At 60.1% G+C, this 22,962-nt stretch carries 23 protein-coding genes; 16 read left to right on the top strand and 7 right to left on the bottom strand.

What is annotated here, in order from left to right; translation table 11 throughout:
* The first annotated feature begins 98 nt into the window (after window positions 1-98).
* From KHO07_RS24375 to KHO07_RS24340, 8 genes are all read left to right on the top strand, one after another.
* Entirely contained in the window at window positions 99-1,040 is a 942-nt protein-coding gene (locus KHO07_RS24375; protein ID WP_212625765.1) for a LysR substrate-binding domain-containing protein, read from the top strand.
* A gap of 220 nt (window positions 1,041-1,260) precedes the next feature.
* The gene (locus KHO07_RS24370) at window positions 1,261-1,671 is read left to right on the top strand and encodes an HPF/RaiA family ribosome-associated protein (protein WP_056855085.1); all 411 of its coding nucleotides are present in this window, start codon (window positions 1,261-1,263) and stop codon (window positions 1,669-1,671) included.
* Window positions 1,672-1,862: 191 nt separating this feature from the next.
* Entirely contained in the window at window positions 1,863-2,168 is a 306-nt protein-coding gene (locus tag KHO07_RS24365; protein WP_212625764.1) for a DUF3649 domain-containing protein, read from the top strand.
* Window positions 2,165-3,742 (top strand): PepSY-associated TM helix domain-containing protein, encoded by a 1,578-nt coding sequence (locus KHO07_RS24360; RefSeq protein ID WP_212625763.1) that lies wholly within the window; start codon window positions 2,165-2,167, stop codon window positions 3,740-3,742. Before KHO07_RS24365 ends, KHO07_RS24360 begins: the two co-directional genes overlap by 4 nt.
* A complete protein-coding gene (locus KHO07_RS24355) occupies window positions 3,743-4,069 on the top strand; it encodes a DUF3325 domain-containing protein (protein ID WP_150731878.1) in 327 nt (108 codons plus the stop codon).
* Window positions 4,070-4,073: 4 nt separating this feature from the next.
* Entirely contained in the window at window positions 4,074-4,646 is a 573-nt protein-coding gene (locus tag KHO07_RS24350) for an RNA polymerase sigma factor (protein WP_191635173.1), read from the top strand.
* A complete protein-coding gene (locus tag KHO07_RS24345) occupies window positions 4,643-5,632 on the top strand; it encodes a FecR family protein (RefSeq protein WP_212625762.1) in 990 nt (329 codons plus the stop codon). The genes KHO07_RS24350 and KHO07_RS24345 overlap by 4 nt, the downstream gene beginning before the upstream one ends.
* Window positions 5,633-5,748: 116 nt before the next feature.
* Window positions 5,749-8,175, top strand: a complete 2,427-nt coding sequence (locus tag KHO07_RS24340; RefSeq protein WP_212625761.1) for a TonB-dependent receptor — start codon at window positions 5,749-5,751, stop codon at window positions 8,173-8,175.
* A gap of 115 nt (window positions 8,176-8,290) precedes the next feature.
* Here KHO07_RS24340 and KHO07_RS24335 read toward each other — a convergent pair whose 3' ends face one another.
* Window positions 8,291-9,166 carry an AraC family transcriptional regulator gene (locus KHO07_RS24335; RefSeq protein WP_150731882.1) on the bottom strand — a complete coding sequence of 292 codons (876 nt, stop codon included), beginning with the start codon at window positions 9,164-9,166 and terminating at the stop codon, window positions 8,291-8,293.
* A gap of 138 nt (window positions 9,167-9,304) precedes the next feature.
* On the opposite strand from KHO07_RS24335, the gene KHO07_RS24330 reads away from it, so the two are divergent.
* Window positions 9,305-10,207 (top strand): DMT family transporter, encoded by a 903-nt coding sequence (locus KHO07_RS24330; RefSeq protein WP_212625760.1) that lies wholly within the window; start codon window positions 9,305-9,307, stop codon window positions 10,205-10,207.
* A 51-nt stretch (window positions 10,208-10,258) separates the two neighbouring features.
* Here the strand turns inward: KHO07_RS24330 and KHO07_RS24325 are convergent, their stop codons facing one another.
* Entirely contained in the window at window positions 10,259-11,233 is a 975-nt protein-coding gene (locus tag KHO07_RS24325) for a D-glycerate dehydrogenase (protein WP_212625759.1), read from the bottom strand.
* A gap of 195 nt (window positions 11,234-11,428) precedes the next feature.
* On the opposite strand from KHO07_RS24325, the gene KHO07_RS24320 reads away from it, so the two are divergent.
* The gene (locus KHO07_RS24320; RefSeq protein WP_150731885.1) at window positions 11,429-11,665 is read left to right on the top strand and encodes a hypothetical protein; all 237 of its coding nucleotides are present in this window, start codon (window positions 11,429-11,431) and stop codon (window positions 11,663-11,665) included.
* Between the two features lie 144 nt (window positions 11,666-11,809).
* Here the strand turns inward: KHO07_RS24320 and KHO07_RS24315 are convergent, their stop codons facing one another.
* The 5 genes from KHO07_RS24315 to norR all read right to left on the bottom strand — a co-directional run bounded on the left by KHO07_RS24315 (window position 11,810) and on the right by norR (window position 16,096).
* The gene (locus KHO07_RS24315) at window positions 11,810-12,559 is read right to left on the bottom strand and encodes a YkgJ family cysteine cluster protein (RefSeq protein ID WP_212625758.1); all 750 of its coding nucleotides are present in this window, start codon (window positions 12,557-12,559) and stop codon (window positions 11,810-11,812) included.
* A gap of 83 nt (window positions 12,560-12,642) precedes the next feature.
* On the bottom strand, window positions 12,643-12,978 hold the full coding sequence (locus KHO07_RS24310; protein ID WP_212625757.1) for a hypothetical protein: 336 nt from the start codon (window positions 12,976-12,978) through the stop codon (window positions 12,643-12,645).
* A 44-nt stretch (window positions 12,979-13,022) separates the two neighbouring features.
* Window positions 13,023-13,481, bottom strand: coding sequence for a GNAT family N-acetyltransferase (locus KHO07_RS24305; protein ID WP_212627686.1), 459 nt, complete (start codon window positions 13,479-13,481; stop codon window positions 13,023-13,025).
* A 27-nt stretch (window positions 13,482-13,508) separates the two neighbouring features.
* Window positions 13,509-14,411, bottom strand: coding sequence for a chemotaxis protein (locus KHO07_RS24300; protein WP_150731888.1), 903 nt, complete (start codon window positions 14,409-14,411; stop codon window positions 13,509-13,511).
* Window positions 14,412-14,545: 134 nt separating this feature from the next.
* Window positions 14,546-16,096: a nitric oxide reductase transcriptional regulator NorR gene (gene norR, locus KHO07_RS24295; protein WP_150731889.1), complete on the bottom strand. Its 1,551-nt coding sequence runs from the start codon at window positions 16,094-16,096 to the stop codon at window positions 14,546-14,548.
* Window positions 16,097-16,252: 156 nt separating this feature from the next.
* On the opposite strand from norR, the gene hmpA reads away from it, so the two are divergent.
* The 6 genes from hmpA to cyoD all read left to right on the top strand — a co-directional run bounded on the left by hmpA (window position 16,253) and on the right by cyoD (window position 22,955).
* On the top strand, window positions 16,253-17,434 hold the full coding sequence (hmpA, locus tag KHO07_RS24290) for an NO-inducible flavohemoprotein (protein ID WP_212625756.1): 1,182 nt from the start codon (window positions 16,253-16,255) through the stop codon (window positions 17,432-17,434).
* Window positions 17,435-17,685: 251 nt separating this feature from the next.
* Window positions 17,686-18,195, top strand: a complete 510-nt coding sequence (locus tag KHO07_RS24285; RefSeq protein WP_150731891.1) for a disulfide bond formation protein B — start codon at window positions 17,686-17,688, stop codon at window positions 18,193-18,195.
* 828 nt (window positions 18,196-19,023) lie between these two features.
* Window positions 19,024-19,959 carry a ubiquinol oxidase subunit II gene (cyoA, locus tag KHO07_RS24280; RefSeq protein WP_150731892.1) on the top strand — a complete coding sequence of 312 codons (936 nt, stop codon included), beginning with the start codon at window positions 19,024-19,026 and terminating at the stop codon, window positions 19,957-19,959.
* Window positions 19,960-19,962: 3 nt separating this feature from the next.
* Window positions 19,963-21,993, top strand: a complete 2,031-nt coding sequence (gene cyoB / locus KHO07_RS24275; protein WP_150731893.1) for a cytochrome o ubiquinol oxidase subunit I — start codon at window positions 19,963-19,965, stop codon at window positions 21,991-21,993.
* Window positions 21,994-21,996: 3 nt separating this feature from the next.
* Complete coding sequence (locus KHO07_RS24270) at window positions 21,997-22,620, top strand: cytochrome o ubiquinol oxidase subunit III (protein ID WP_046820450.1); 624 nt, start codon at window positions 21,997-21,999, stop codon at window positions 22,618-22,620.
* Complete coding sequence (cyoD, locus tag KHO07_RS24265) at window positions 22,620-22,955, top strand: cytochrome o ubiquinol oxidase subunit IV (protein WP_007916940.1); 336 nt, start codon at window positions 22,620-22,622, stop codon at window positions 22,953-22,955. The genes KHO07_RS24270 and cyoD overlap by 1 nt, the downstream gene beginning before the upstream one ends.
* Window positions 22,956-22,962: the final 7 nt, after the last annotated feature.

The following is a 22,962-nucleotide window of genomic DNA, read 5'->3' as shown; positions in this document are numbered from 1 at the left end:
CCATTTTTGTAGGACAAGCGCACTTTCAGCGATACTGCCTGCCACGGTCTTACGTGACCAACGAAACTTCCTAAGACAGCCTTTAGCAGGACTAAACGATGAGCCGTCAATTGCACGCCCAGACTTACGTGTGGCTGCAGGTGTTTTCCTGTGCCGCCCGGCACTTGTCGTTCACCCGCTGCGCAGAAGAACTGCACATCACGCCGGGGGCGGTCAGCCAGCAGATCCGCCAACTGGAAGAGCGCCTGGGTTTTCGCCTGTTTCATCGGCGTGCACGGGGTGTGGAATTGAGTGCCGAAGGGCAGCGACTGGCCATCACGGTCAACGAGGCCTACGGCAGCATTGATGCGGAATTGCGCCGCCTGGATGCGGGCATGATCAGCGGCACCTTGCGGGTGCGTTCGATTCCGTCGTTCCTCAGCAAGTGGCTGACCCCGCGTTTGCCGCGTTTGCAACAACGGTTCCCGGACATCCAGTTGCGCCTGGTGGCGGAGGACAGCAGCGTGCCGCTGCACGAGGGTGATTTCGACCTGGCCATCGACCTGAACGACGGCAGTTATCCCGGCTTGTTATCCACAGCCTTGCTCGATGAGCAGATTTTTCCGGTGTGCGCGCCGAGCCTGTTGCGTGGTCGCCCGCCACTGCATGGCCCGGCGGACCTGATGCACTTTGCGTTACTGCACGACATCACCGCCTGGCGTGGCAGCTACGAGTACGCGGAATGGGAGTTCTATCTCAACGCCATCGGCTTCGAAGGCGCGGATGTGCGGCGTGGCCACACGTTCAATCGCAACCACCTGACCATCGAAGCCGCCATCGCCGGGATGGGGGTCGCCATTGCCCGGCGCACGCTGCTCAACGACGAGTTGGAACGCGGGGCGTTAATCGTGCCGTTTGGTCTGACGGTGCCCAATCACAAACGCTACATGGTGCTTTATGCGCCGGGGGCGCTGAGCCATCCGGGCGTGCGTGCGGTGCATGACTGGCTGGTGGAAGAGGCGGGGATTTTTCGCGGCTTGCATCCGCTGGGGGAGCGGTAAATGTGAGCAATTATTACGTGAGGGCAGGGCGACTCGACTCCCGACCATAACAGCGCTTTTGCCGGTTGTCCGGCTTTTTTTGCGATTAGAAATTTATCTTTTTTTAGGGGTTGAATTGTTCATCGTACAGACCGATTGTGTAAGTAAGAGGTCACGGTGATGACGCCCAAGGGCTTAGCTGACCGGCCTCTCGCGAGCTAGCTGAAATAAGGGATGAACTATGCAAATCCAAGTCAACAGCGATAACCATATTCAAGGCAGTAAACGACTGGAGGAGTGGGTACGTACTACCATTGAGAGCACGCTCGAACGCTACGAAGAGGACCTGACACGCGTCGAGGTTCACCTGCGGGACGAGAACGGCGACAAGCCTGGTCCCCACGATTTGCGCTGCCAACTGGAGGCGCGGCCAAAAGGCCATCAACCGATTTCTGTCACCCATAAAGCCGCCAGCCTGGAACTGGCGATCGATGGAGCTGCTGAAAAACTCGAACACGCGCTGGAACATCTGTTCGGCAAATTGCGAGGCAAACCACGCGCTGCCGTGGTGCCGTTCGAGCGCAGGGCTCACGCCGACGTGCTACTGGAAGAAGAGTTTCTTGAAAACGAACAGGCTGCGCAAAACGGCTGAAGCCTGATTCACATTTTACCTTGTCACTGATACGGGCCTGCATTGCAGGCCCGTTTTGTTTGTGGGCCAGGACACACCGATCAAGTGGCCATTGCTTTACTTCTTTTGCGTATAAGAATCTTTATCATTAGTATTGCGCCTTGCTGGCTCCGTGACATTCACGCCGCCTCACCTGTTTCCAAGGTCGCAACATGAAAGCCAACAGCAAGACACTCCCCGTTTCCTATCGACTGGCGGTCACTTCGCGAGTGCTTGCCGCTGTGTTCGGCGGTTATGGGGTCACGGCACTGGCCAGTGTCTGCCTGACGCTGTGGGTGCCCATGGCACGCGCCGAGGCGGTAGTGACCGGGATGACCAGTTCGTTCCTGGTCTATCTGCTGGCGGTGATCTGGTGCTTTGCCTGTCGAACCGCGGGGCGGGCCTGGTTCGGATTGATCCTGTCGAGTCTACTGCTGGCGGCGTTGGCAGGACTGGCTTACTGGATGGGGCGGTCATGAAAGAGGGTTTTCGTCAGGCCATGGCCTGGTTGCACACCTGGGCCGGTTTGATTTTCGGCTGGTTGCTGTTTGCGATTTTCCTCACGGGCACGCTGGCCTATTTCAAGGACGAGACCAGCCACTGGATGCAGCCGGAAATTCCCGCGCACCCGGTGTCCTCCGAATCGAGTCTGTCCCTGGCGCAGGCGTATCTACAGCAACAGGCTCCCGGCGCTTCTCGCTGGATCATCGAATTGCCCAACGCCCGCGAGCCCGCACTGTCGGTGCGTTGGCAGCAGACGCCGGCCAAACCCGGTGAACGCGGCCAACTCACGGCAAAACTGCTCGATCCGCAAACCGGCCGTGAAGTGCAGGCCCGGGACACCCAGGGCGGCGAGTTTTTCTATCGCTTCCACTTCCAGCTGCAAATGCCCTATCCGTGGGGGCGTTGGCTGTCGACCATCGCGGCCATGGTGATGTTCGTCGGGTTGATCAGCGGGATCATCACCCACAAGAAAATCTTCAAGGACTTTTTCACCTTCCGCCCGCGCAAGGGGCAGCGCTCCTGGCTCGACGGACATAACGCGGTAGGTGTGCTGGTATTGCCGTTTCACCTGATGATCACCTACAGCAGCCTGGTGATTTTCATGAGCATGGTGATGCCGGCGAGCATCCTGGCCGCCTACAACGGCGATACCAGAGCTTTTTTCAGTGACGTCTTTCCGGCAACCAATACCTTGAATGCGACGGGTCAACCTGCAGCGTTGCCGCCGTTGGCGCCGATGCTGGAAAAGGCCCGGGAGCAATGGGCGGGTGGGCAGGTCGGGCGTTTGACGGTGAATAATCCGGGTGATGCGAACACCACGGTGGTGTTGGCTCGCAGCGGTGCAGACCGCGTGGTTCACGACTTCGGCAGTGCGGTGACGTTCAACGGCGTGACCGGACAACTGCTCGCCGCGACCCCGGCGCAACCGCTGCCAATGGCCATCGCCGGCACTTTCTACGGTTTGCACATGGGCCATTTCGCCGGCCCGATGTTGCGCTGGCTGTACTTTGTCTGCGGGCTGGCAAGCACGGCGATGATCGGCACCGGTTTGGTGATCTGGCTCGGCAAACGCCAACTCAAACATGCCAAGAGCGGCGTGATGCCCATCGAACTGCGGCTGGTGGAAGTGCTGAATATCGCCAGCATGTCGGGCTTGGTCGTGGCGGTGGCGGCGTTCTTCTGGGCCAACCGTCTGTTGCCGATCGGCATGGCCGAACGGGCCGGTTGGGAGGTCAACAGTTTCTTCATCGTCTGGGGGCTGAGCCTGCTGCATGCCATGGTCCGCCGGGGTCGCGTGGCGTGGGTCGAGCAGTTGGCGCTGGCCGCCCTGATGTTCAGCGCCGTGCCAATGCTCAATGCACTGACCACTCCGTATCACTTGGGCGCCTCCTTGAAAGAAGGTGATTGGGCCATGGCCGGTTTCGATTTGGCTTGCCTGGTCAGCGGCTTGTTTCTCGCCTGGGCCGCCTGGAAAATGCAGCGCGCCGGGAAGACCGAACGCGTGCGCCGACGTGCCCAGTCGATCACCCTTGAGCAAGAGGCGAACTGAATGTTGCTGGCCTGCTTGCTGTGTTACGGCGGTTTTACCGCGCTTTGTTTGTCCATGGAGCGTCACCACGCCGAGTTGCTGGGGCGCAGGCCAACGCTGGTCATGTGTCGTCGATTGAAGCTTGCGGGAGGGTTATTGCTGGCCGTATCGCTGTGGGCGGCGGTGTCGACGACCGGCTGGGCGCTGGGGTTGGTGGATTGGTTTGCGGTGTTGATGCTCAGTGCCTTGCTGCTGGTGTTGCTGATGCCTTATCGCCCGCGCCTGGCCCTGGCGCTGGCTGGAGCGGGCCTGCTGGCCAGCCCGATTGTCATGTTCGTGCAGTCGTGAATTGATGATCAGCCATCCTCCCGAATCCGGTGAAATCGAGCGCGATGGACGGCCCGGCGACCGCGCACATTTTCTTCAGGTGTTCCTGTCGCAACGTTCGCAAATGGAGGCGTTGGTCAGCCGTCGCGTCGGTTGCCGGGCCACTGCGGCTGATTTGGTGCAGGACTTGTTCCTGCGTTTCTGGCGCCGGCCGCTGGTGCAGGTCGAGGAGCTGAGCACCTATCTGCTTCGATGCGCCGGCAACATTGCCATCGACCATTTACGCAGTGAAGGCACACGGGTGCGTGCCAGCGAAGGCTTGATGGCGCAGCCGTCGGACAGTGTGGGTGGCGAACCGCAAGCCGCGCTGGAGGCGGGCAATGATTTGCGCCATGTCGAAGCGGCGTTGCGTGCGTTGCCCGAGCGTACGCGACAGATCTTTTTGCTCAATCGCATTCATGGCCGCAAATACGCCGAGATCGCCAAGGCCATGGGCTTGTCCCAAAGTGCGGTGGAAAAACATATGATGCGCGCGCTCGAGGCTTGCAAGGCAAGCCTGAGGGAGCCCGAACCGCGCACGCCAGGGAAAGCACTGTGAAGACCATCGAACGCATCCTGCCGACGCCTGCCCAGGAACAGCAAGCGCTGGCCTGGCTGAGCGTGTTGCACGACCAGCCGAGCAGTGACGACCAGGCCACTTTCAGCCAGTGGCTGAAGGCTGACCCCGCGCACGGCGAAGCCTATGCCCGTGCGCAAGTGCTGTGGGAACTGAGTGAAGTGCCGGCGCGCACCTTGGCCGACGAAGACGCCTTTGCCCTGCAGGGTTATCTCAATGCCATGAACCGTTCGCGGCGCAGCGGTGTTCGGCGTTGGTCCGGTGCGCTGGCGATGGCGGCTTGCCTGTTGCTGATGATCAGCCTCGGCAGTGGGTGGCAGCCGTCGCGCTGGGTCGATGATCTGGGGGCCGATTATGTCTCGGCACCGGGAGAAATCCGTACCGTCACCCTGGCCGATCAATCGCAAGTCACCCTGGATGCCGACAGCGCCATCGCCGTGGATTTCAGTGGCGGTGAACGCCATGTGCAGGTGCGGCGCGGTGCCGGTTTCTTCCGTGTAACCCACACTGGCGCACCGTTTGTGGTCGATGCCGAAAAGGGCCAGGCGCGGGTGTTGGGCACGCAGTTTGAAGTACGCCTGCAACCCCATGGCGCGCAGGTCACCGTGTTGTCCGGGCGGGTAGGTGTGACGGCGGACAAGAACGCCGAGCAGCAAATTCTCACGGCGGGCCAGCAAGTGGCCTACGGCAATGGCTCGGCGGAAAAACTCCACACGGTGGACAGCGAAGCGCAGCTGGCCTGGCGTCAGGGTTGGCTCAATTACTACAAGGCGACGCTGGCCGATGTGGTGGAGGATTTACGCCGCTATCACCCGGGGCGGATCGTGCTGCTTGACGATGAACTGGCCAAGCGCCGGGTCAGTGGCAGCTTTCCGAGCAAGGACCCGCAAGCGGTGCTGAATTCTTTGCAGGGCGTTTTAGGGTTTGAGCAGCATCAGGTGTTGGGGCGTCTGATTATTTTGCGCTGACTTAACGTCAAAAAATATTTTCAACTTTCTGCTGAGGTAAAACCGAACGCCATCCGTGTAGTGACTGAAACTGCGAGTCATTCGCATCCGTTGCGGTTCTACACAGGTCATGAGTCATGAAGTCCAGGGCAAAATCGGGTTCGGTCAAACAATGGTTGGGTGTTACGGCGCTGGGTTTCTCGGCGTTGGCGTTGCTGCCGCTGAGCGTGGCGGTGGCCGCGCAGGCCGGTGCGCAGCAACAGACGCAGTTCAGCTTTTCGCTGGCCGCCAAACCGCTGCCCCAGGCCCTGAGCGATTTCAGTCGGGTGACGGGCATCAGCGTCGTCTATACCGATGAAGCGCCTTACACCCTCAATGCCCCGGCAGTCAGTGGTCAAATGAGCGCCGAACAGGCCCTGCAGCAATTGCTCAGCGGATCGGGCTTCACCTTCCGGCGCACCGATGGCCACACCATGGCCCTGGAACCGCTGCCTACCGAAGGCGCGCTGAATCTGGGCGCCACCACCATCACTTCGGTGATGGACCCGTCCACCAGCTACCAGCCGCCCCCTGTCAGTTCGGTGATGCGAACTTCGGCGCCGCTTCAGGAAATTCCGCAGACCGTCAACGTGGTCGCAGCCCAGGTCATTCGCGATCAGGCACCGCGCAATCTGGATGATGCGCTGGCCAATGTCAGCGGCATCACCCAAGGCAACACGCTGGGCAGTACCCAGGATTCGGTGATGACCCGCGGCTTCGGCGACAACCGCAACGGTTCGATCATGCGCGACGGCATGCCGATCGTGCAGGGCCGTGGCATGAACGCCACCGTGGACCGGGTCGAAGTGCTCAAGGGCCCGGCCTCGCTGCTATACGGCATTCAGGACCCCGGTGGCGTGGTCAATATGGTCAGCAAGAAGCCGGAGCTTGAGCAATACAACGCATTGACCGTGCGTGGCTCGACTTATGGCGAAGGCAAGAATGGCAGCGGCGGCACGTTCGACAGCACCGGAGCGCTGGGTGATACCGGGCTGGCGTATCGCATGGTGCTGGACCACGAAGACGAAGATTACTGGCGCAACTACGGCGTGCATCGAGAGACTTTGGTCGCGCCATCGCTGGCCTGGTTCGGTGAAAGCACTAAGCTGTTGTTCGCCTACGAACACCGCGAGTTCCTCACCCCGTTCGACCGTGGCACGGTGATCGACCCGCGTGATAACCATCCGTTGGACATCCCTCGGGATCGCCGTCTCGATGAACCGTTCAACGACATGGAAGGGCGCTCGGACCTCTATCACTTCGAGGCCGATCACGAGCTCAACGACAACTGGAAAGCCCACTTCGGCTACAGCTGGAACCGCGAAACCTACGATGCCAGCCAGGTGCGCGTCACCGCTATCGACACCAACAAAGGCACGCTGACCCGCAGCATGGACGGCACGCAGAATGCGCTCAGTACCGACCGCTTCACCACAGCAAGCCTTGAAGGCAACGTTGATGTCGCGGGCATGCGCCATGACCTGGTGTTCGGCATCGATGACGAGTACCGTAAAATCTACCGTGCCGACCTGATCCGGCAGAAAAGCCTGACCACCTTCAGTTACCTCAACCCGGTGTACGGTCGTGAAGTCGAAGGCACCACGGTCAGCCCGGCCGACAGCGCCCAGACCGATATCCTGCGCAGCGATTCGGTGTTTTTACAGGACTCGATTCACCTCACCGATCAATGGATTCTGGTGGCTGGCGGGCGTTTCCAGGAGTACGACCAGTACGCTGGCAAAGGTGTGCCGTTCAAGGCCAATACTGACAGCAACGGGCAGAAATGGGTGCCGCGCGCCGGCCTCGTTTATCGCTACACCGATGAGCTGTCGTTCTACGGCAGCTATACCGAGTCGTTCAAACCCAACTCGACCATCGCCCCGCTGAGCGGCAGCAGCACCGTGCTCGATGGCAGCATCGCGCCGGAAGAAGCGAAATCCTGGGAAGTCGGCGCCCGGCTCGACATGCCGGGGCGCGTCACCGGCAACATCGCACTGTTCGACATCAAGAAACGCAACGTGCTGGTGGCCAACGCCGAAGGCCCGGTGACGCTCTACAGCGCCGCGGGTGAGGTACGTTCCCGTGGTCTGGAAGTGGATTTGAGCGGTCAGCTGAGTGACCGCTGGAGCATGATCGGCAGCTACGCCTACACCGACGCCGAAGTGACCGAAGACCCGGACTACAAAGGCAAGAAACTGCAAAACGTGGCCAAGAACAGTGGCTCGCTGTCAGCGGTCTACGATTTCGGGCGGATCATTGGCGGCGATCAGCTGCGGGTCGGCGCGGGCGCGCGTTACGTCGGGGAGCGGGCAGGTAACGCCGTGAATGATTTCGAGCTGCCGAGCTACACCGTCGCCGATGCGTTCGCCACCTACGACACCCGCCTTGATGGGCAGAAGGTCAAGTTTCAGCTTAACGTGAAGAACCTGTTTGACCGCACGTACTACACCTCGTCGGCGAGCCGGTTCTTTGTGTCGATGGGAGATTCGCGGCAGGTGACGTTGTCGAGCACGTTGGAGTTCTGATCGGCAACCGTGTCATCGTTCATCGCTGGCAAGCCAGCTCCCACCGTTGATCTCCTTCTCATGAAAGGACGCGGTTCCTGTGGGAGCGAGCCTGCTCGCGATGACGGCGGCACAGTCAGCGCAAAAACGCCTGCCGGTATTCGCCTGGCGTCGCACCCAACGCCTGCCGAAACCGATTGGTAAAGTGACTGGCACTGGCAAACCCGCACGCCAAGGCAATCTCACCCAACGGCTGCGAAGTCGAACGCAACAATTCCCGCGCCCGGTGCAGGCGTCGCGCTAATACATATTGATGCGGTGGCAGACCGAAGCTTTCACGGAACATCCGCGCAAAGTGGTATTCCGACAACGCGCACAACGCTGCCAGTTGTCCCAGGCTGATGGCCTGGTCCAGATGACTGTCGATGTACTCCACCAACAGCCGCCGTTGATGGGCCGCCAAACCACCCTTGAGGCGCAACCCCGAACGCGCGCTGACCTGGCTGAGCAAGGCATGGCTGAGAATCTCGTGGGCCAGGCTGCTGGTGAGCAGGCGTTCGCCCGGTTCGTCCCAGTTGAGGGTGATCAACTGGCGGAAGCGCACCGCCTGCTGCGGGTCATCGAGAAACGTCTGTTCGCGCAGCTGCAACTCCCGTGGTTCACGGTCAAGCAGGGTGACGCAGCCAAGGGCAAATTGCTCGGGGCTGAAATACAGGTGGGCCAGGCGAATGTCGCCGTTGATCACCCAGCCTGACTGATGGTCGGCGGGCAGGATGCACAACTTGTCCGGGCCGCCCTTGTTGCCGGGCTGGTCGCGGCGGAAAGTACCGGTACCGCCGGCGATGTAGCACGACAGCGTGTGATGACTCGGCGCTTCGTAATCCTGGGCGTCGTGGTGATTGCTCCACAAGGCGGCGGACAAGCCGTCACCGAGCTCGGCGCTGTGCTCAAGGCGAGCATTCGGCGAGCGGTTGAGGGCTTGAAAGACTTGTAGGGTATCCAGTGCGGCCATGATCGGTTCTCTCTGACGCCTTGCATCCTACTCTGTAGACGTTCGCCTGCCAGCCTGGCCTCTGACAAAAGCGCAAGTTTATGCAAGTGCGCCAAGGCATCGCGCAGGACACTGGGCACCTAGCGAGGAGCCTGTGCCATGAACCTGTCGTTATACCTGTTGACCGTGCTGATCTGGGGGACCACTTGGATTGCCCTGAAATGGCAACTGGGCGTGGTGGCGATTCCCGTGTCGATCGTCTATCGCTTCGGCCTCGCCGCGCTGATCCTGTTCGTCATGTTGTTGCTCAGCCGCAAGCTGCAAGTGATGAACCGCCGTGGACATCTGATCTGCCTGGCGCAAGGGTTGTGCCTGTTTTGCATCAACTTCATGTGCTTCCTGACGGCGAGTCAGTGGATTCCCAGCGGCCTGGTGGCCGTGGTGTTTTCCACCGCGACCCTGTGGAACGCCCTCAATGCGCGGGTGTTCTTCGGCCAGAAAATCGCCCGCAATGTGCTGATGGGCGGTGCGTTGGGCTTGTTCGGGCTGGGCCTGTTGTTCTGGCCGGAACTCGCGGGCCACACCGCCAGTCCGCAGACCTTGCTCGGGTTGGGCCTGGCGCTGCTCGGCACCTTGTGTTTCTCGGCGGGCAACATGCTCTCGAGCCTGCAACAGAAAGCCGGCCTCAAGCCATTGACCACCAATGCCTGGGGCATGGCTTACGGGGCGGCGATGTTGTCGGTGTGGTGCCTGGTCAAAGGCATTCCGTTCGACATGGAGTGGAATGCGCGCTACATCGGTTCGTTGCTGTATCTGGTGATACCAGGCTCGGTGATCGGTTTTACCGCGTACCTGACGCTGGTCGGTCGCATGGGGCCGGAACGCGCGGCTTATTGCACCGTGCTGTTCCCGGTGGTGGCGCTGAATGTCTCGGCGTTTGCCGAGGGCTATCAGTGGACCGCGCCGGCACTCGCCGGGCTGGTGATGGTGATGCTGGGGAACGTGCTGGTGTTCCGTAAACCCAAGGCGCCCATGATGCAGGGCACTGGCAAGTTGGCGTGAAGCCATCGGAGGATTAACGGGCAGGCGTGTCTGGCGCCTGCCCGTTTTGCTTTAGCCCTTCCAGACTTGCGGGTTCACCAGGTCCTGCGGCCGTTCACCGAGCAGGGCACTGCGCAGGTTGGCCAGGGCGCGGTTGGCCATCGCTTCGCGAGTCTCGTGGGTGGCGGAGCCGATGTGCGGCAAGGTCACTGCGTTTTTCAGCTGGAACAGCGGCGACTCGGCCAGCGGTTCTTTTTCGTAGACATCCAGCCCGGCGCCACGAATGCGGCTGGTTTGCAGCGCTTCGATCAGCGCTGGCTCGTCCACCACCGGTCCACGGGAAATGTTCACCAGAATGGCGCTTGGCTTCATCAGCGCCAGTTCGCGATGGCTGATCAAGTGTTTGGTTTTTTCGCTCAGCGGCACCACCAGGCACACGAAGTCGGCTTCGGCCAGCAGATGATCCAGGCTGCGGAACTGCGCGCCGAGTTCCTGTTCCAGCGCGGTCTTGCGGCTGTTGCCGCTGTAGAGGATCGGCATGTTGAAACCCAGACGACCGCGGCGGGCGATGGCTGCGCCGATGTTGCCCATGCCGACGATGCCCAGGGTCTTGCCGTGCACATCGCAACCGAACAACTGCGCGCCGACCGTGGCCTGCCATTGGCCAGCCTTGGTCCAGGCGTCCAGTTCGGCGACGCGGCGGGCACTGCTCATCAGCAGGGCGAAAGCCAGGTCGGCGGTGCTTTCGGTGAGCACGTCCGGGGTGTTGGTCAGCATGATCCCGCGTTCGCTCAGGTACGCCACATCATAGTTGTCGTAGCCCACCGAGACGCTGGACACCACTTCCAGTTTCGCGGCGTTCTCCAGTTGCGCACGCCCGAGCTTGCGGCCGACGCCGATCAGGCCGTGGGCGTGGGGCAGGGCTTCATTGAATTGGGCATTGATGTCGCCGTTTTTCGGGTTCGGCACGATGACATCGAAGTCTTGTTGCAGGCGTTCGACCATCTCAGGCGTGACGCGGCTGAAGGCGAGGACGGTTTTTTTCATGGAGGCGGGCTCGTCGGGCGGGAATGCTTAGCAAGCTACAAGTTTCAGCCGTTCAGCCGCAAGTCCAAAAGGCGCCACCGTGGTTTTTAACTTGTGGTTTGCAGCTTGAAGCTTCTAGCTGCCCTTCCGCTATACTGGCGCCTTTCGCGGCTCGCTGACCGGGCCCGACACTTTGCGCAGCACCCCGGAGCTTTCATGACTTCCCCGAAACAACCGCCGGTCGACGACGTCCCGAGCGACAGCCTCGACACCAGCGTCGAGAGCGAAACCAAAGCCGAAATCCCGGCGTTCAAGTTCCCGTTCAAACCGGGTGAACTGGCGTCCGCCAAGGGCTCCAACCAGCCGTGGTACAAAAACGGCGCCAAAAACGGCCACACCAAAACCCCAGGCATGGCGCCTCCGGGCACTCGGCGGTCGATGGGTAAGCGCTAAGCTCCAGAACTTGCGTCGCTCAATCTGCCGCCATCGCGAGCAAGCTCGCTTCCACATGTGATCGCATTCTCATGAAAGAACGCGTCACCCAGTGGGAGCGAGCTTGCTCGCGATGAGGCCATCACTGGCGCAGAATCTTTCGGATCAAGCCGCCCGCAATGAAATAAACGCATAGTTCGCTGGCGCATCCGTCGCCACCTGCGCTCCGGCTGCAACGACCTGCCCGGCAATATCCTCTCCCGAGACATGGAACTGCCACTCGCTGCTCCACTCTGGCAACGTCTGCCCGGTCAGTTCGTCGATGATCGTGGCGAACTCGTTCATGTCCGGCAGGAAAGCGGTGAATCCATCGCCCTTGAGCGCGGCGGTGCGAAACCCCAGCAGCGCACAAATAGCGTCTTTCATCTGGATATCATCGCGATCCGCCTGACGGGACCGCAGGATCAACTCCGACAGTTCCCGGTCGACGAGTTCGCCGCCGACGATCAGGTCCGGGCCTTTTTGCCACGACTCGGGTGGGCATTCCTTCACGGCGGTGTTCAGTGGAATGTGTGGATTGATCTCCATCGGATAAATGCGGCACACCAACGGCCGACGCTCATAGATGCGGCAGAGGTTGTCTTCGTCAAGATTCCGGCAGGGGCCGACGTTGTAGGCGGCAAAGGTGATGGCGACGTAAGCCTCGGCGTCGGCGCTGCGAACCAGCACCGAACGGCGTTCGGCGTGTTCACGCTGTTGCGCCGGCAAGCCCAGGCCACTGCTGAGAAAGGCCTCCGCCAGCACAATCACCTGACCCCCGTCGGCCGCCCACATGCGGGCTTCGGGCAGGGTCAGGGGCACATGGTGGTCATTGCAGCATTTGCCGCAGCCTACGCAGGAAAACGTCGTATTCATTGAGCGGTCAGTCGCATCCGAGGGTATGAATCGGCGACAGAATGCCGCCGTACAAACCGCTATCGAAGCAAGTTATGCGCCACTCACTGCGCCTTGGCGGCCGGGCGGATGGAGTCCCACTCGGTGACGTAGGCGGTTTTGCTTTTCTTGTTGTACAGGCACAGCTCGGTGCCTTGTGCGCCTTTCATGTGTTTTTGCGGGTACTGGCCTTGCAGCAGCAGCGCGGTGTAGCCCACACGATCATCGAATTGCGCGGCGTTGCCGACGGGTTTGGCATCTTTCAGGCCACTGGCCTTGGTGCAGCTGGCGAGTACGGTTTTGTCGTAGGCGGCCCAGGCATCCGGACTGGAGGCGTGGGCCTGGGTGGCGAGGGCGGTGAGGGCGGTGAGGCAGAGGAATGCCAGGGTAGCGGTTTTCATTGTTCAGGGATCCTTGGGCAGTTGAAGGCCAAGGTGTGAGTATGTCAGAGCGGAACCGGTTCCCGGCGGACCTCGAACATCCCGACACTTTCATACAGTCGCCGCGCCCGCCGGTTGTCTTCCAGCACTTTCAAATCCACAAAACCCTCGTGTCTTTGCTGAAACACCTTGAAGGCATGCAGCAACAGTAAGCGCCCCAGCCCTCGTCGTTGCGCCCGTGGGTGCACCACCAGATTCTTGATGTAGGCGCTGGTCCAGCACTGGCACACGGCAACCACGCCTTCGCTATCCAGTGCAACGAAGCACAGCGCGGGATCGTATTCGGGGTCGGTTTCGAACCGCTGCTGCCAAGGCATCAGCGCGGGCACCCGACCACCGCCGTCGCGGTAGCCCAGATCCATCAAACGATGCACCGCTTCGGCCAGCTCGGGATGGTAGTCGCGCAATTGAATGTCTGCGGGCCAGTCGAAGGCGGGCACAACCTCGACGAGGTCGCGCCGCATCAACCAGCAATAGTCCTCGGCCAAACCTCAGTGACCCTGTTCGGCCACAGCCTTGGCCGCGTCGATCAGGCACTTGGTCAGTTCCGGCGAGGAGAACTTGGTCAGCACCGCGTTCGCTCCGGCCAATCGCGCCTTTTCGCTGTTCATCGCACTGTCCAGCGAGGTGTGCAGCAGCACGTAGAGGTGCGCGAAGTCCGGGGTTTCGCGCAGGGTGCGGGTGAAGGCGTAGCCGTCCATCTCGGACATTTCGATGTCGGAGACAATCAGGTTGATCTGCTGCGCGGTGCCTTGCAGGTCCAGCAGGCAATCGATGGCTTCCTTGGCGCTGCGTGCGGTGTGGCATTGCAGGCCGAGGTTGCGCAGGGTGTGCACCGATTGTTGCAGGGCGACCTGGCTGTCATCGACCACCAGAATCCGCGCGCTGCCCAATACTTCGGCGTCTTCCATGCTGAGCTCGGTCGGCGCCTGTTCGATCTGCACCGGGGCGATGCCGTGGATGACTTTTTCGATGTCCAGCACCTGCACCAGCGTGCCGTCGACCGAGGTCACCCCGGTGATGTACGAGCGCCCGCCGCCAGAGCCGAAGGGCGGCGGGCGGATGTCAGTGGTCAGGCAATGGACGATCTTGCTCACCGCCTGAACGTGCAGGCCCTGCTTGGAACGGCTGACATCGGTGACGATCAGGCAACCACCGTTCGGATCTTGCAGCGGACGTTCGCCGATGGCGCGGCTGAGGTCGATCACCGACAGCGATGCACCGCGCAAGGTGGCGATACCCTTCACGTGCGGGTGAGACTCCGGCAGCTTGGTCAGCGGCGGGCAGGGAATGATCTCGCTGACTTTGAGCAGGTTGATCGCCATCAACTTGCCGCTGCGCAAGGTAAACAGCAGAAGCGAAAGTGAATCTGCGCGGGCTTTGGTGGAGGACATAAGAACCTTCTGTGGAAAAAGGTGACGGGCGACCGCGAGGATCGCCAACAGCTATCGATGCCGGGTTATCGACTTGTCGGGGGCAGGCTTTAGGTTAATTGCCGGCCGCCAGTCAATTGGTCGCCACAATGGGGTTACTTCATGCCCAACCTTTTGGCCATGCGCCCAAGATTCGCCCGATCCAAGCCTAGCTCACGGGCGGCACTGGCCCAATTGTTGTTGTGCCGCTCCAGGCATGCGCCGATCAACTGGCGCTGATAATTCTCTGTCGCCTCGCGCAAATCACCCGTCACCAACGCCATCGCGGCGGCGGCAGGTTGCTCGGTGGGGGCTTCGATGCTGCCGTTGGGCAGGTCCAGATCAGCCGCGCTCAAGCTGAGAATCTTTGGCCGCTCCTTGCAGTTACCCAGGGCCTTCAACGCGCTGCGGCCGATCAGGTGTTCCAGTTCCCGCACGTTGCCGGGCCAGTCGTAGGCGAGCAACGCGGCTTGGGCATCGCTGTTGAGGCGCAGGCTGTTGAGGCCCATGCGCGAACGGTTCTGCTCCAGAAAGTAACCGCTGAGCAGCAGCACATCGCGGCCACGGTCACGCAATGCCGGCACTAATAAAGGATAAACACTGAGGCGGTGATAGAAATCGGCGCGATAGCGGCCGCTGCGCACTTCTTCGGCCAGGTCGCGGTTGGTCGCGGCGATCAGTCGTACGTCGACCTGATGTTCCTTGTCCGAGCCCAGGCGCTGCAACTGGCCGCTTTGCAACACTCGCAGCAGTTTGGCCTGTACCGTTAACGACAGCTCACCGACTTCATCGAGAAACAACGTGCCGCCATTGGCCAGCTCGAACTTGCCCCGTCGATCATTCATCGCCCCGGTGAAGGCGCCGCGCACGTGGCCGAACAACTCACTTTCCACCAGTGTATCGGGCAGCGCGGCGCAGTTGAGGCTGATGATCGGCTTGTCGGCGCGCGGGGAGGCGGCATGGATGGCCTGTGCCACCAGCTCCTTGCCAACCCCGGTTTCCCCGGTGATCAGCACCGTCAGGTCGCTACCGCCCACCAGATTGATTTCCTCCACCAGCCGTTTGAGCGCTTTGCTCTGGCCGATCATTTCGCGGTTCTGCTGGCCGCTGGCCTGACGGTAAACCTCGGCGCGCTGGTGTTCATCTTCGACGCGATTGTTCAGGCGTTCGATGCGCTCGACGGCGTTGACCGTCGCGGCGGCGAGGCTGGCGAATGCTTCGAGGGCGTCCAGCTCGATCGGTTCGAACTGCTCCGGGTCGAGGGCGTCGAGGGTCAGCAAGCCCCATGGCCGCTCGTCGATAAGCAACGGGCAACCCATGCAATCATGGACTTCCAGATGTTCATCGAGGCCATCGACCAAGCCGTCGTACGGATCGGGCATGTCGCTGTCGGCGGCAAAGCGGGTGGGGCCGGGGCTGCTGAGCAACGCTTCGAAGCGCGGGTGTTCGCTGACCTTGAAGCGTCGGCCGAGGGTGTCGGTGCTCAAGCCGTCGACGGCCAGCGGCACCAGCCATTCGCCGTCGAGGCGCAGCAAGGCAGCGGCATCGCAGGGCAGAAGGGCGCGCATGGCTTCGAGCAGGCGTCGATAGCGCTCGCCTTCCGGCAGTTCGCGAGACAGGTCCGAGACCAGGGGCAGTAGGGCAGTGAGCAAAGATTTCGCAGTCATAGTGACTCCATGTAGTCGGTGTGACTATAAGGCAGGCTGTGTCGTTATGACTATCTTGTTTTTAAGTTGCTGATTTATATGGTTTTAATTGTTGGCACGGAACCTGATAAGCATAGGGCAATAGTTAAGAAACCCTCGTTGCTCAGGAGTCACTTTATGCTTAGCGTCCAAGACCGTGCCATCGTTAAATCCACTGTGCCGCTGCTGGAAAGCGGTGGCGAAGCCCTGATCACTCACTTCTACCGCATGATGCTGTCCGAGTACCCGCAAGTTCGCCCGCTGTTCAACCAGGCCCACCAGGCCACGGGTGACCAGCCGCGTGCACTGGCCAACGGTGTGCTGATGTACGCACGCCACATCGACCAGCTCGACCAGTTGGGCGACCTGGTGGCGAAGATCATCAACAAGCACGTGGCCCTGCAGATTCTCCCGGAGCACTACCCGATTGTAGGCACCTGCCTGCTGCGCGCGATCGCCGAAGTGCTCGGCGAAGAAATCGCCACACCGGAAGTGATCGCCGCGTGGGGCGCGGCTTACGGTCAGCTGGCGGACATCCTGATCGGCGCTGAAACCAGCATCTATGACCAGAAAGAACAGGCACCGGGCGGCTGGCGCGGGGCGCGGGCATTCATCGTCGCGGCCAAGATCGAAGAAAGCGCGGAAATCACCTCGTTCTACTTCGAACCGGTGGACAAAGGTTTGATTCTGGCGGCTGAACCGGGTCAGTACATCGGCATGAAACTGATCCTCGATGGCGAAGAAATCCGTCGCAACTACTCGCTGTCGGCCCTGGCGAACAAAGGCCAGTACCGTATCAGCGTCAAGCGCGAGGCCGGTGGTCGCGCCTCCAACTTCCTGCATGATCAACTGCACGTGGGGTCGACCATCGAGTTGTTCCCGCCATCGGGCGAGTTCACACTGACCGCCAGTGAAAAACCGCTGGTGCTGATCAGCGGCGGTGTCGGCATCACCCCGACCCTGGCGATGCTCGAAGCGGCGCTGCAGACCGAACGGCCAGTGCACTTCATCCACTGCGCGCGCAACGGCAGCGTTCACGCCTTCCGCGACTGGATCGATGGATTGGCCGAGCGTCATCCGCAGCTCAAGCGCTTCTACTGCTATGCCGAAGATGACGGCGTGAGCCCGGCGGCGCACAAGGTCGGGCTGTTGAGCCAGGAGCAACTGGGCGAATGGCTGCCGCAAGAGCGCGACGTGGATGCTTATTTCCTCGGGCCGAAAGGCTTCATGGCAGCGATCAAGCGTCACCTCAAAGCCTTGGGTGTGCCGGAGAAGCAAAGCCGCTATGAGTTCTTCGGCCCGGCTGCGGCGCTGGAGTAACCGGTTTGCCGCGGAGAGTCACGCTCACCGCGGCGCCTTTATCGCGAGCAAGCTCGCTCCCACAGGGTCCGCATCGCAAGCAAACCCTGTGGGAGCGAGCTTGCTCGCGATGGCTTCACCTCGGTTTCATTTCTTGAAATCTTCAAAAGTTAATCCCTTCTTAACCCGCTTATCGTCTATTCCCCCGACATCCCCCGGCACGCGCCCAGCGTGTAGACTGGCGGGCATTCGATACCTTGAAGGGAAACGCGATGAGCGAGGAAACAATGCGGTTGGGCCGTGAACGGCGCTTTCTGGTGTTGCTGGGCATCATCTGCCTGGCGCTGATCGGCGGCGCGCTGTACATGCAAATCGTACTGGGCGAGGCGCCATGCCCGCTGTGCATCCTGCAGCGTTACGCGTTGCTGTTGATCGCCATCTTCGCCTTTATCGGCGCGGCCATGCGCAACCGTCGCAGCATCACGATTTTTGAAACCCTGGTGGTGATTTGCGCCCTGGCCGGCGTCGGCGTCGCGGGGCATCACGTCTATACGCAGTTCTACCCGGCCGTCAGCTGTGGCATCGACGTGTTGCAGCCGATTGTTGACGGCTTGCCGCTGGCGAAGATCTTCCCGCTGGGCTTCCAGGTCGACGGTTTCTGCTCCACGCCGTACCCGCCGATTCTCGGTTTGTCGCTGGCGCAGTGGGCCTTGGTGGCCTTTGTGCTGGTGGTGATTCTGGTGCCGCTGCTGACCCTGCGTAACCGCAAAGCGCTGCACTGAGATTCGCCGTCACATGGTTTTGTAGAACAAAAAACGCCCCGGTCCTCACAGAGAGGGCCAGGGCGTTTTTGTGTTTTCAAAGGTCAGCTGAAAAGACCCTGACGGGCGGCAACCAGAGGTGCGACACGTGTGCGACATGTTGTCACATCTTGAGTGGCGCAGCGGCGCTCAAGGCCGCGGATTGGCAAGCGATGTTGCAATGGAATTGGACTGTTTCGCGGTATGTCGACTTTGCACCTTACCCGTCTGAAGCAGGCAGTTTTAACAAGGTCTGGCGATTTGCCAGAGCCCTTGTCATATGGGGGCTGGCGCCAGGTGGAGAGTCGTCGCCAAGGCATTGATACTGTCTGAATTGCGTGTGGTAGACCTACATTTTTTGGTGTTTTTGTTGAGAATTAATTTCGATAAGATGCGCCGCTTTTACGCATTCGGCGAAGCATTGTTGCGACTCGGGATATAAATTATTTCGGGATGAGACATGGTTTAAAAAACGCTACATAACTACAATCGCCCGCACTGAATTCCCGGCGCTGCTCACCCTTACCAGGTGTTTGAGCAGAATCAGGGTGTCGAGAGGCCGGGCGGCTTCATGCGACTCCCAGGTGTCGGTGCCTCCAACTATCCGCACCAAATGGAATTGGTCTGTAACAAGGCCTTTGACCACGAATTCGAATAAGAACTCACCGCTGGCCCAGGATTTGTCGAAACGCGTCTGACGCTCGACGGGCAGCCCTTATTCAATCCAAAGAAAATGCCAACCCTTGGCAGGGTGAAGTGTTGGCGATCAAAACCCAACTGCATTGCGCAAGCTGCTTTAGAGGTCGTGAGATGAGTAAAAACAGGTACCCCAGACTACTAGGCTTATTGCCGCTGCTCGGCACGTTGTTGCTGGGAGGCTGCAACATGACCTTGCTCAATCCCACGGGCCAGGTTGGCCTGGAACAGAAAAACCTGATCATCACCGCGACGCTGCTGATGCTGTTGGTCGTGGTTCCGGTCATCGTCATGACCTTCCTGTTCGCCTGGAAATACCGCGCCTCCAACACCAAGGCGACCTACACGCCTAAGTGGAACCACTCCACCAAGATCGAGATCGCGGTGTGGACTGTTCCGGTGTTGATCATCATTGCCCTGGGTTACATCACCTACAAGTCGACCCACGAGCTGGACCCATACCGTCCGATCGAATCCGACGTAAAGCCGGTGACCATCGAAGTGGTCGCGCTGGACTGGAAGTGGCTGTTCATCTACCCGGAACAAGGCATTGCCACGGTCAACAAGATCGTGTTCCCGGCGCACACGCCAATCAACTTCAAGATCACCTCCGACGCCGTGATGAACTCGTTCTTCATCCCGGGCCTGGGTGGCCAGATCTACGCGATGGCGGGCATGCAGACCAAGCTGCACCTGATCGCTGACCGCAACGCTGAAATGGAAGGCATCTCCGCCAACTACAGCGGTGCCGGTTTCACCGGTATGAAATTCAAGGCTATCGCAACTTCCCAGGAAGATTTCGACGCCTGGGTAAGTGAAGTCAAAAAGGCACCTAAACAGCTTGAACAAGCTGAATACGCAGCCCTTTCCAAGCAGAGCCAGAACAACCCAGTCGAGCTCTACTCCTCGGTGACGCCGAACCTGTTCCAGATCATCGTCGACAAGTACGAAGGCATGAAACCGGGCCCTAAGGTGAAGCACGAGAAGAAAGAGAAAGAAGTGGCCGCTACGGACATGAACTCGCATTCAGCTGCCGGGGCAGAGGAGTAAACGATGTTTGGTAAATTAAGTTGGGAAGCGGTCCCGTTCCACGAGCCGATCGTAATGGTGACCATCGCCATGATCGCGCTCGGCGGTCTGGCACTGTTCGCTGCAATCACCTACTTCAAGAAGTGGACCTACCTGTGGACCGAGTGGCTGACGTCGGTCGACCACAAGAAAATCGGCGTGATGTACATCATCGTCGCCATGGTCATGCTGCTGCGCGGCTTTGCCGACGCCATCATGATGCGTACCCAGCTGGCCATGGCCACCGAGGGTTCGCCTGGCTACCTGCCACCTGAACACTATGACCAGATCTTCACCGCTCACGGTGTGATCATGATCATCTTCATGGCGATGCCATTCTTCACCGGCCTGATGAACCTTGCAGTGCCGCTGCAGATCGGCGCGCGTGACGTTGCCTTCCCGTTCCTGAACTCCCTGAGCTTCTGGCTGCTGGTTTCCGGCGTCGTGCTGATCAACCTGTCCCTGGGCGTCGGCGAATTTGCCAAGACCGGTTGGGTTGCCTATCCGCCGCTGTCGGGCCTGCAATACAGTCCTGGCGTGGGGATGGATTACTACATCTGGGCGCTACAGCTATCCGGGTTAGGTACGACGCTGACGGGGGTCAACTTCCTGGCCACCGTGCTGAAAATGCGTACCCCTGGCATGAAGCTGATGGACATGCCGATCTTCACCTGGACCTGCACCTGGGCCAACGTCCTGATCGTGGCTTCGTTCCCGATCCTGACCGCTACCCTGGCACTGTTGACGCTTGACCGTTACATGGATTTCCACATTTTCACCAATGAACTTGGTGGCAATCCAATGATGTACGTCAACCTGTTCTGGGCGTGGGGTCACCCTGAGGTGTACATCCTGATCCTGCCGGCATTCGGCATTTTCTCGGAAGTCATCTCCGCCTTCACCGGCAAGAAACTGTTCGGCCACCACTCGATGATCTACGCCTCGGGCGCGATCTCGGTACTGGGCTTCATGGTTTGGCTGCACCACTTCTTCACCATGGGTTCGGGTGCAAGCGTCAACGCCTTCTTCGGTCTGGCGACGATGCTGATTTCCATCCCGACGGGCGTGAAGCTATTCAACTGGCTGTTCACCATCTACCAGGGCCGTCTGCGTTTCACCAGCCAGGTGCTGTGGACCCTGGGCTTCATGGTGACCTTCGCCATCGGCGGCATGACCGGCGTACTGCTGGCCATCCCGGGTGCTGACTTCGTTCTGCACAACAGCCTGTTCGTGATCGCGCACTTCCACAACGTGATCATCGGCGGTGCGGTATTCGGTTACATCGCAGGTTTCGCGTTCTACTTCCCGAAAGCGTTCGGCTTCAAGCTGCACGAAGGCTGGGGTAAAGCAGCGTTCTGGTTCTGGATCTCGGGCTTCTTCGTCGCCTTCATGCCGCTCTATGCACTGGGCTTCATGGGCATGACCCGTCGTCTGAACGCCACCACTAACCCTGAGTGGGTGCCGTACCTGTACGTCGCCATGTTCGGTGCGGTGATGATCGCCTTCGGTATCGCCTGCCAACTGATCCAGCTGTACGTCAGTGTGCGTGACCGCAACAAGCCAGAAAACATGTGCGAACACGGTGACCCGTGGAATGCCCACACTCTGGAATGGTCGACCTCGTCGCCACCACCGTTCTACAACTTCGCTGTGCTGCCTAAGGCTGACTGCATCGACCCGTTCACCGAAGCCAAGGAAGACGGTACCGCGTACCAGCGTCCGGCCAAGTACGAGCCGATCCACATGCCGAACAACACCGCCACTGGCGTTGTAATGGGCGCGCTGTTGACCGTCTTCGGTTTTGCCATGATCTGGCACATCTGGTGGCTGGCCATCGCCAGCCTGGTAGGCACTGTCGTCTACTTCGTGATTCACGCTGCACGTGACGACCAGGGCTATATGGTCCCGGTTGAAACGATCGAGCGCATCGAAGCCGAGCAGCACAAGCGTCTGGTCGCGGCAGGGAAAATCCCGGCCACCGCCACCCGTGTTGAAACCTCGTTGGAACAGGCTTAAACCATGTCGAACTTAGTGACCAATGTTGGACACGCCCATGGTGACCATGGGCACGATGACCACCACCACGACTCGGGCGAGATGACCGTATACGGTTTCTGGCTCTACCTGATGACCGACTGCATTCTGTTTGCGTCGATCTTCGCGGTATACGCGGTACTGGTTAACAACGTAGCGGGTGGCCCGTCGGGCCACGACATCTTCGAACTGCCATACGTGCTGGGCGAAACCGCTCTGCTGTTGTTCAGTTCGATCACCTACGGCTTCGCCATGCTGGCGTTGTACAAGGGCAACAAGAAAGCGGTGCTGACCTGGCTGGGCATGACCTTCCTGTTGGGCGCAGGCTTTATCGCGATGGAGATCAACGAGTTCCATATCTTGATCGCCGAAGGCTACGGCCCTAGCCGTTCAGGCTTCCTGTCCGCGTTCTTTACCCTGGTCGGTACTCACGGTCTGCACGTTTCGGCCGGTCTGATCTGGATGGCGATCATGATGTATCAGGTGCAGAAAAAGGGCCTGACGTCGACCAACAAGACTCGCCTGAGCTGCCTGAGCCTGTTCTGGCACTTCCTGGACGTGGTCTGGATCTGCGTCTTCACCGTTGTCTATCTGATGGGGACCCTGTAATGGCTAATGCACACTCCCATGACAGCCATGATGCTGGCCACGGCAGCGTAAAGTCGTACGCCATCGGCTTCATCCTGTCGGTGATCCTGACCGTCATCCCGTTCGGTCTGGTGATGTACCCGAGCCTGCCGAAGGCCACCACGCTGGCAATCGTTCTGTTGTTCGCAGTGATCCAGGTGATCGTTCACCTGTATTACTTCCTGCACCTGGACCGTTCCATCGCTCAGCGTAACAACGTGATCGCTTTCGTCTTTACGGCCATCGTGATCGTGCTGCTGGTTGGCCTGTCGCTGTGGATCATGTTCAGCATCCACACGTACATGATGGCGAAGTGAGGTAGAC

Source organism: Pseudomonas sp. PP3, assembly GCF_905336995.1.
GTDB lineage: Bacteria > Pseudomonadota > Gammaproteobacteria > Pseudomonadales > Pseudomonadaceae > Aquipseudomonas > Aquipseudomonas reinekei.
Note: the sequence above shows the minus strand (reverse complement) of the source record. Positions and strands in the feature narration are given on the sequence as shown.

Coding starts and splice junctions, on each gene's coding strand:
- KHO07_RS24300 (WP_150731888.1), bottom strand. CDS start 14,411: ATGTCCTCCACCAAAGCCCGCGCAGATTCACTTTCGCTTCTGCTGTTT.
- KHO07_RS24310 (WP_212625757.1), bottom strand. CDS start 12,978: ATGAAAACCGCTACCCTGGCATTCCTCTGCCTCACCGCCCTCACCGCC.
- cyoA (WP_150731892.1), top strand. CDS start 19,024: ATGAGTAAAAACAGGTACCCCAGACTACTAGGCTTATTGCCGCTGCTC.
- KHO07_RS24305 (WP_212627686.1), bottom strand. CDS start 13,481: ATGCGGCGCGACCTCGTCGAGGTTGTGCCCGCCTTCGACTGGCCCGCA.
- KHO07_RS24330 (WP_212625760.1), top strand. CDS start 9,305: ATGAACCTGTCGTTATACCTGTTGACCGTGCTGATCTGGGGGACCACT.
- KHO07_RS24320 (WP_150731885.1), top strand. CDS start 11,429: ATGACTTCCCCGAAACAACCGCCGGTCGACGACGTCCCGAGCGACAGC.
- cyoD (WP_007916940.1), top strand. CDS start 22,620: ATGGCTAATGCACACTCCCATGACAGCCATGATGCTGGCCACGGCAGC.
- KHO07_RS24285 (WP_150731891.1), top strand. CDS start 17,686: ATGAGCGAGGAAACAATGCGGTTGGGCCGTGAACGGCGCTTTCTGGTG.
- hmpA (WP_212625756.1), top strand. CDS start 16,253: ATGCTTAGCGTCCAAGACCGTGCCATCGTTAAATCCACTGTGCCGCTG.
- KHO07_RS24350 (WP_191635173.1), top strand. CDS start 4,074: ATGATCAGCCATCCTCCCGAATCCGGTGAAATCGAGCGCGATGGACGG.
- KHO07_RS24365 (WP_212625764.1), top strand. CDS start 1,863: ATGAAAGCCAACAGCAAGACACTCCCCGTTTCCTATCGACTGGCGGTC.
- KHO07_RS24325 (WP_212625759.1), bottom strand. CDS start 11,233: ATGAAAAAAACCGTCCTCGCCTTCAGCCGCGTCACGCCTGAGATGGTC.
- KHO07_RS24370 (WP_056855085.1), top strand. CDS start 1,261: ATGCAAATCCAAGTCAACAGCGATAACCATATTCAAGGCAGTAAACGA.
- KHO07_RS24315 (WP_212625758.1), bottom strand. CDS start 12,559: ATGAATACGACGTTTTCCTGCGTAGGCTGCGGCAAATGCTGCAATGAC.
- KHO07_RS24335 (WP_150731882.1), bottom strand. CDS start 9,166: ATGGCCGCACTGGATACCCTACAAGTCTTTCAAGCCCTCAACCGCTCG.
- KHO07_RS24375 (WP_212625765.1), top strand. CDS start 99: ATGAGCCGTCAATTGCACGCCCAGACTTACGTGTGGCTGCAGGTGTTT.
- KHO07_RS24360 (WP_212625763.1), top strand. CDS start 2,165: ATGAAAGAGGGTTTTCGTCAGGCCATGGCCTGGTTGCACACCTGGGCC.
- norR (WP_150731889.1), bottom strand. CDS start 16,096: ATGACTGCGAAATCTTTGCTCACTGCCCTACTGCCCCTGGTCTCGGAC.
- KHO07_RS24355 (WP_150731878.1), top strand. CDS start 3,743: ATGTTGCTGGCCTGCTTGCTGTGTTACGGCGGTTTTACCGCGCTTTGT.
- cyoB (WP_150731893.1), top strand. CDS start 19,963: ATGTTTGGTAAATTAAGTTGGGAAGCGGTCCCGTTCCACGAGCCGATC.
- KHO07_RS24340 (WP_212625761.1), top strand. CDS start 5,749: ATGAAGTCCAGGGCAAAATCGGGTTCGGTCAAACAATGGTTGGGTGTT.
- KHO07_RS24270 (WP_046820450.1), top strand. CDS start 21,997: ATGTCGAACTTAGTGACCAATGTTGGACACGCCCATGGTGACCATGGG.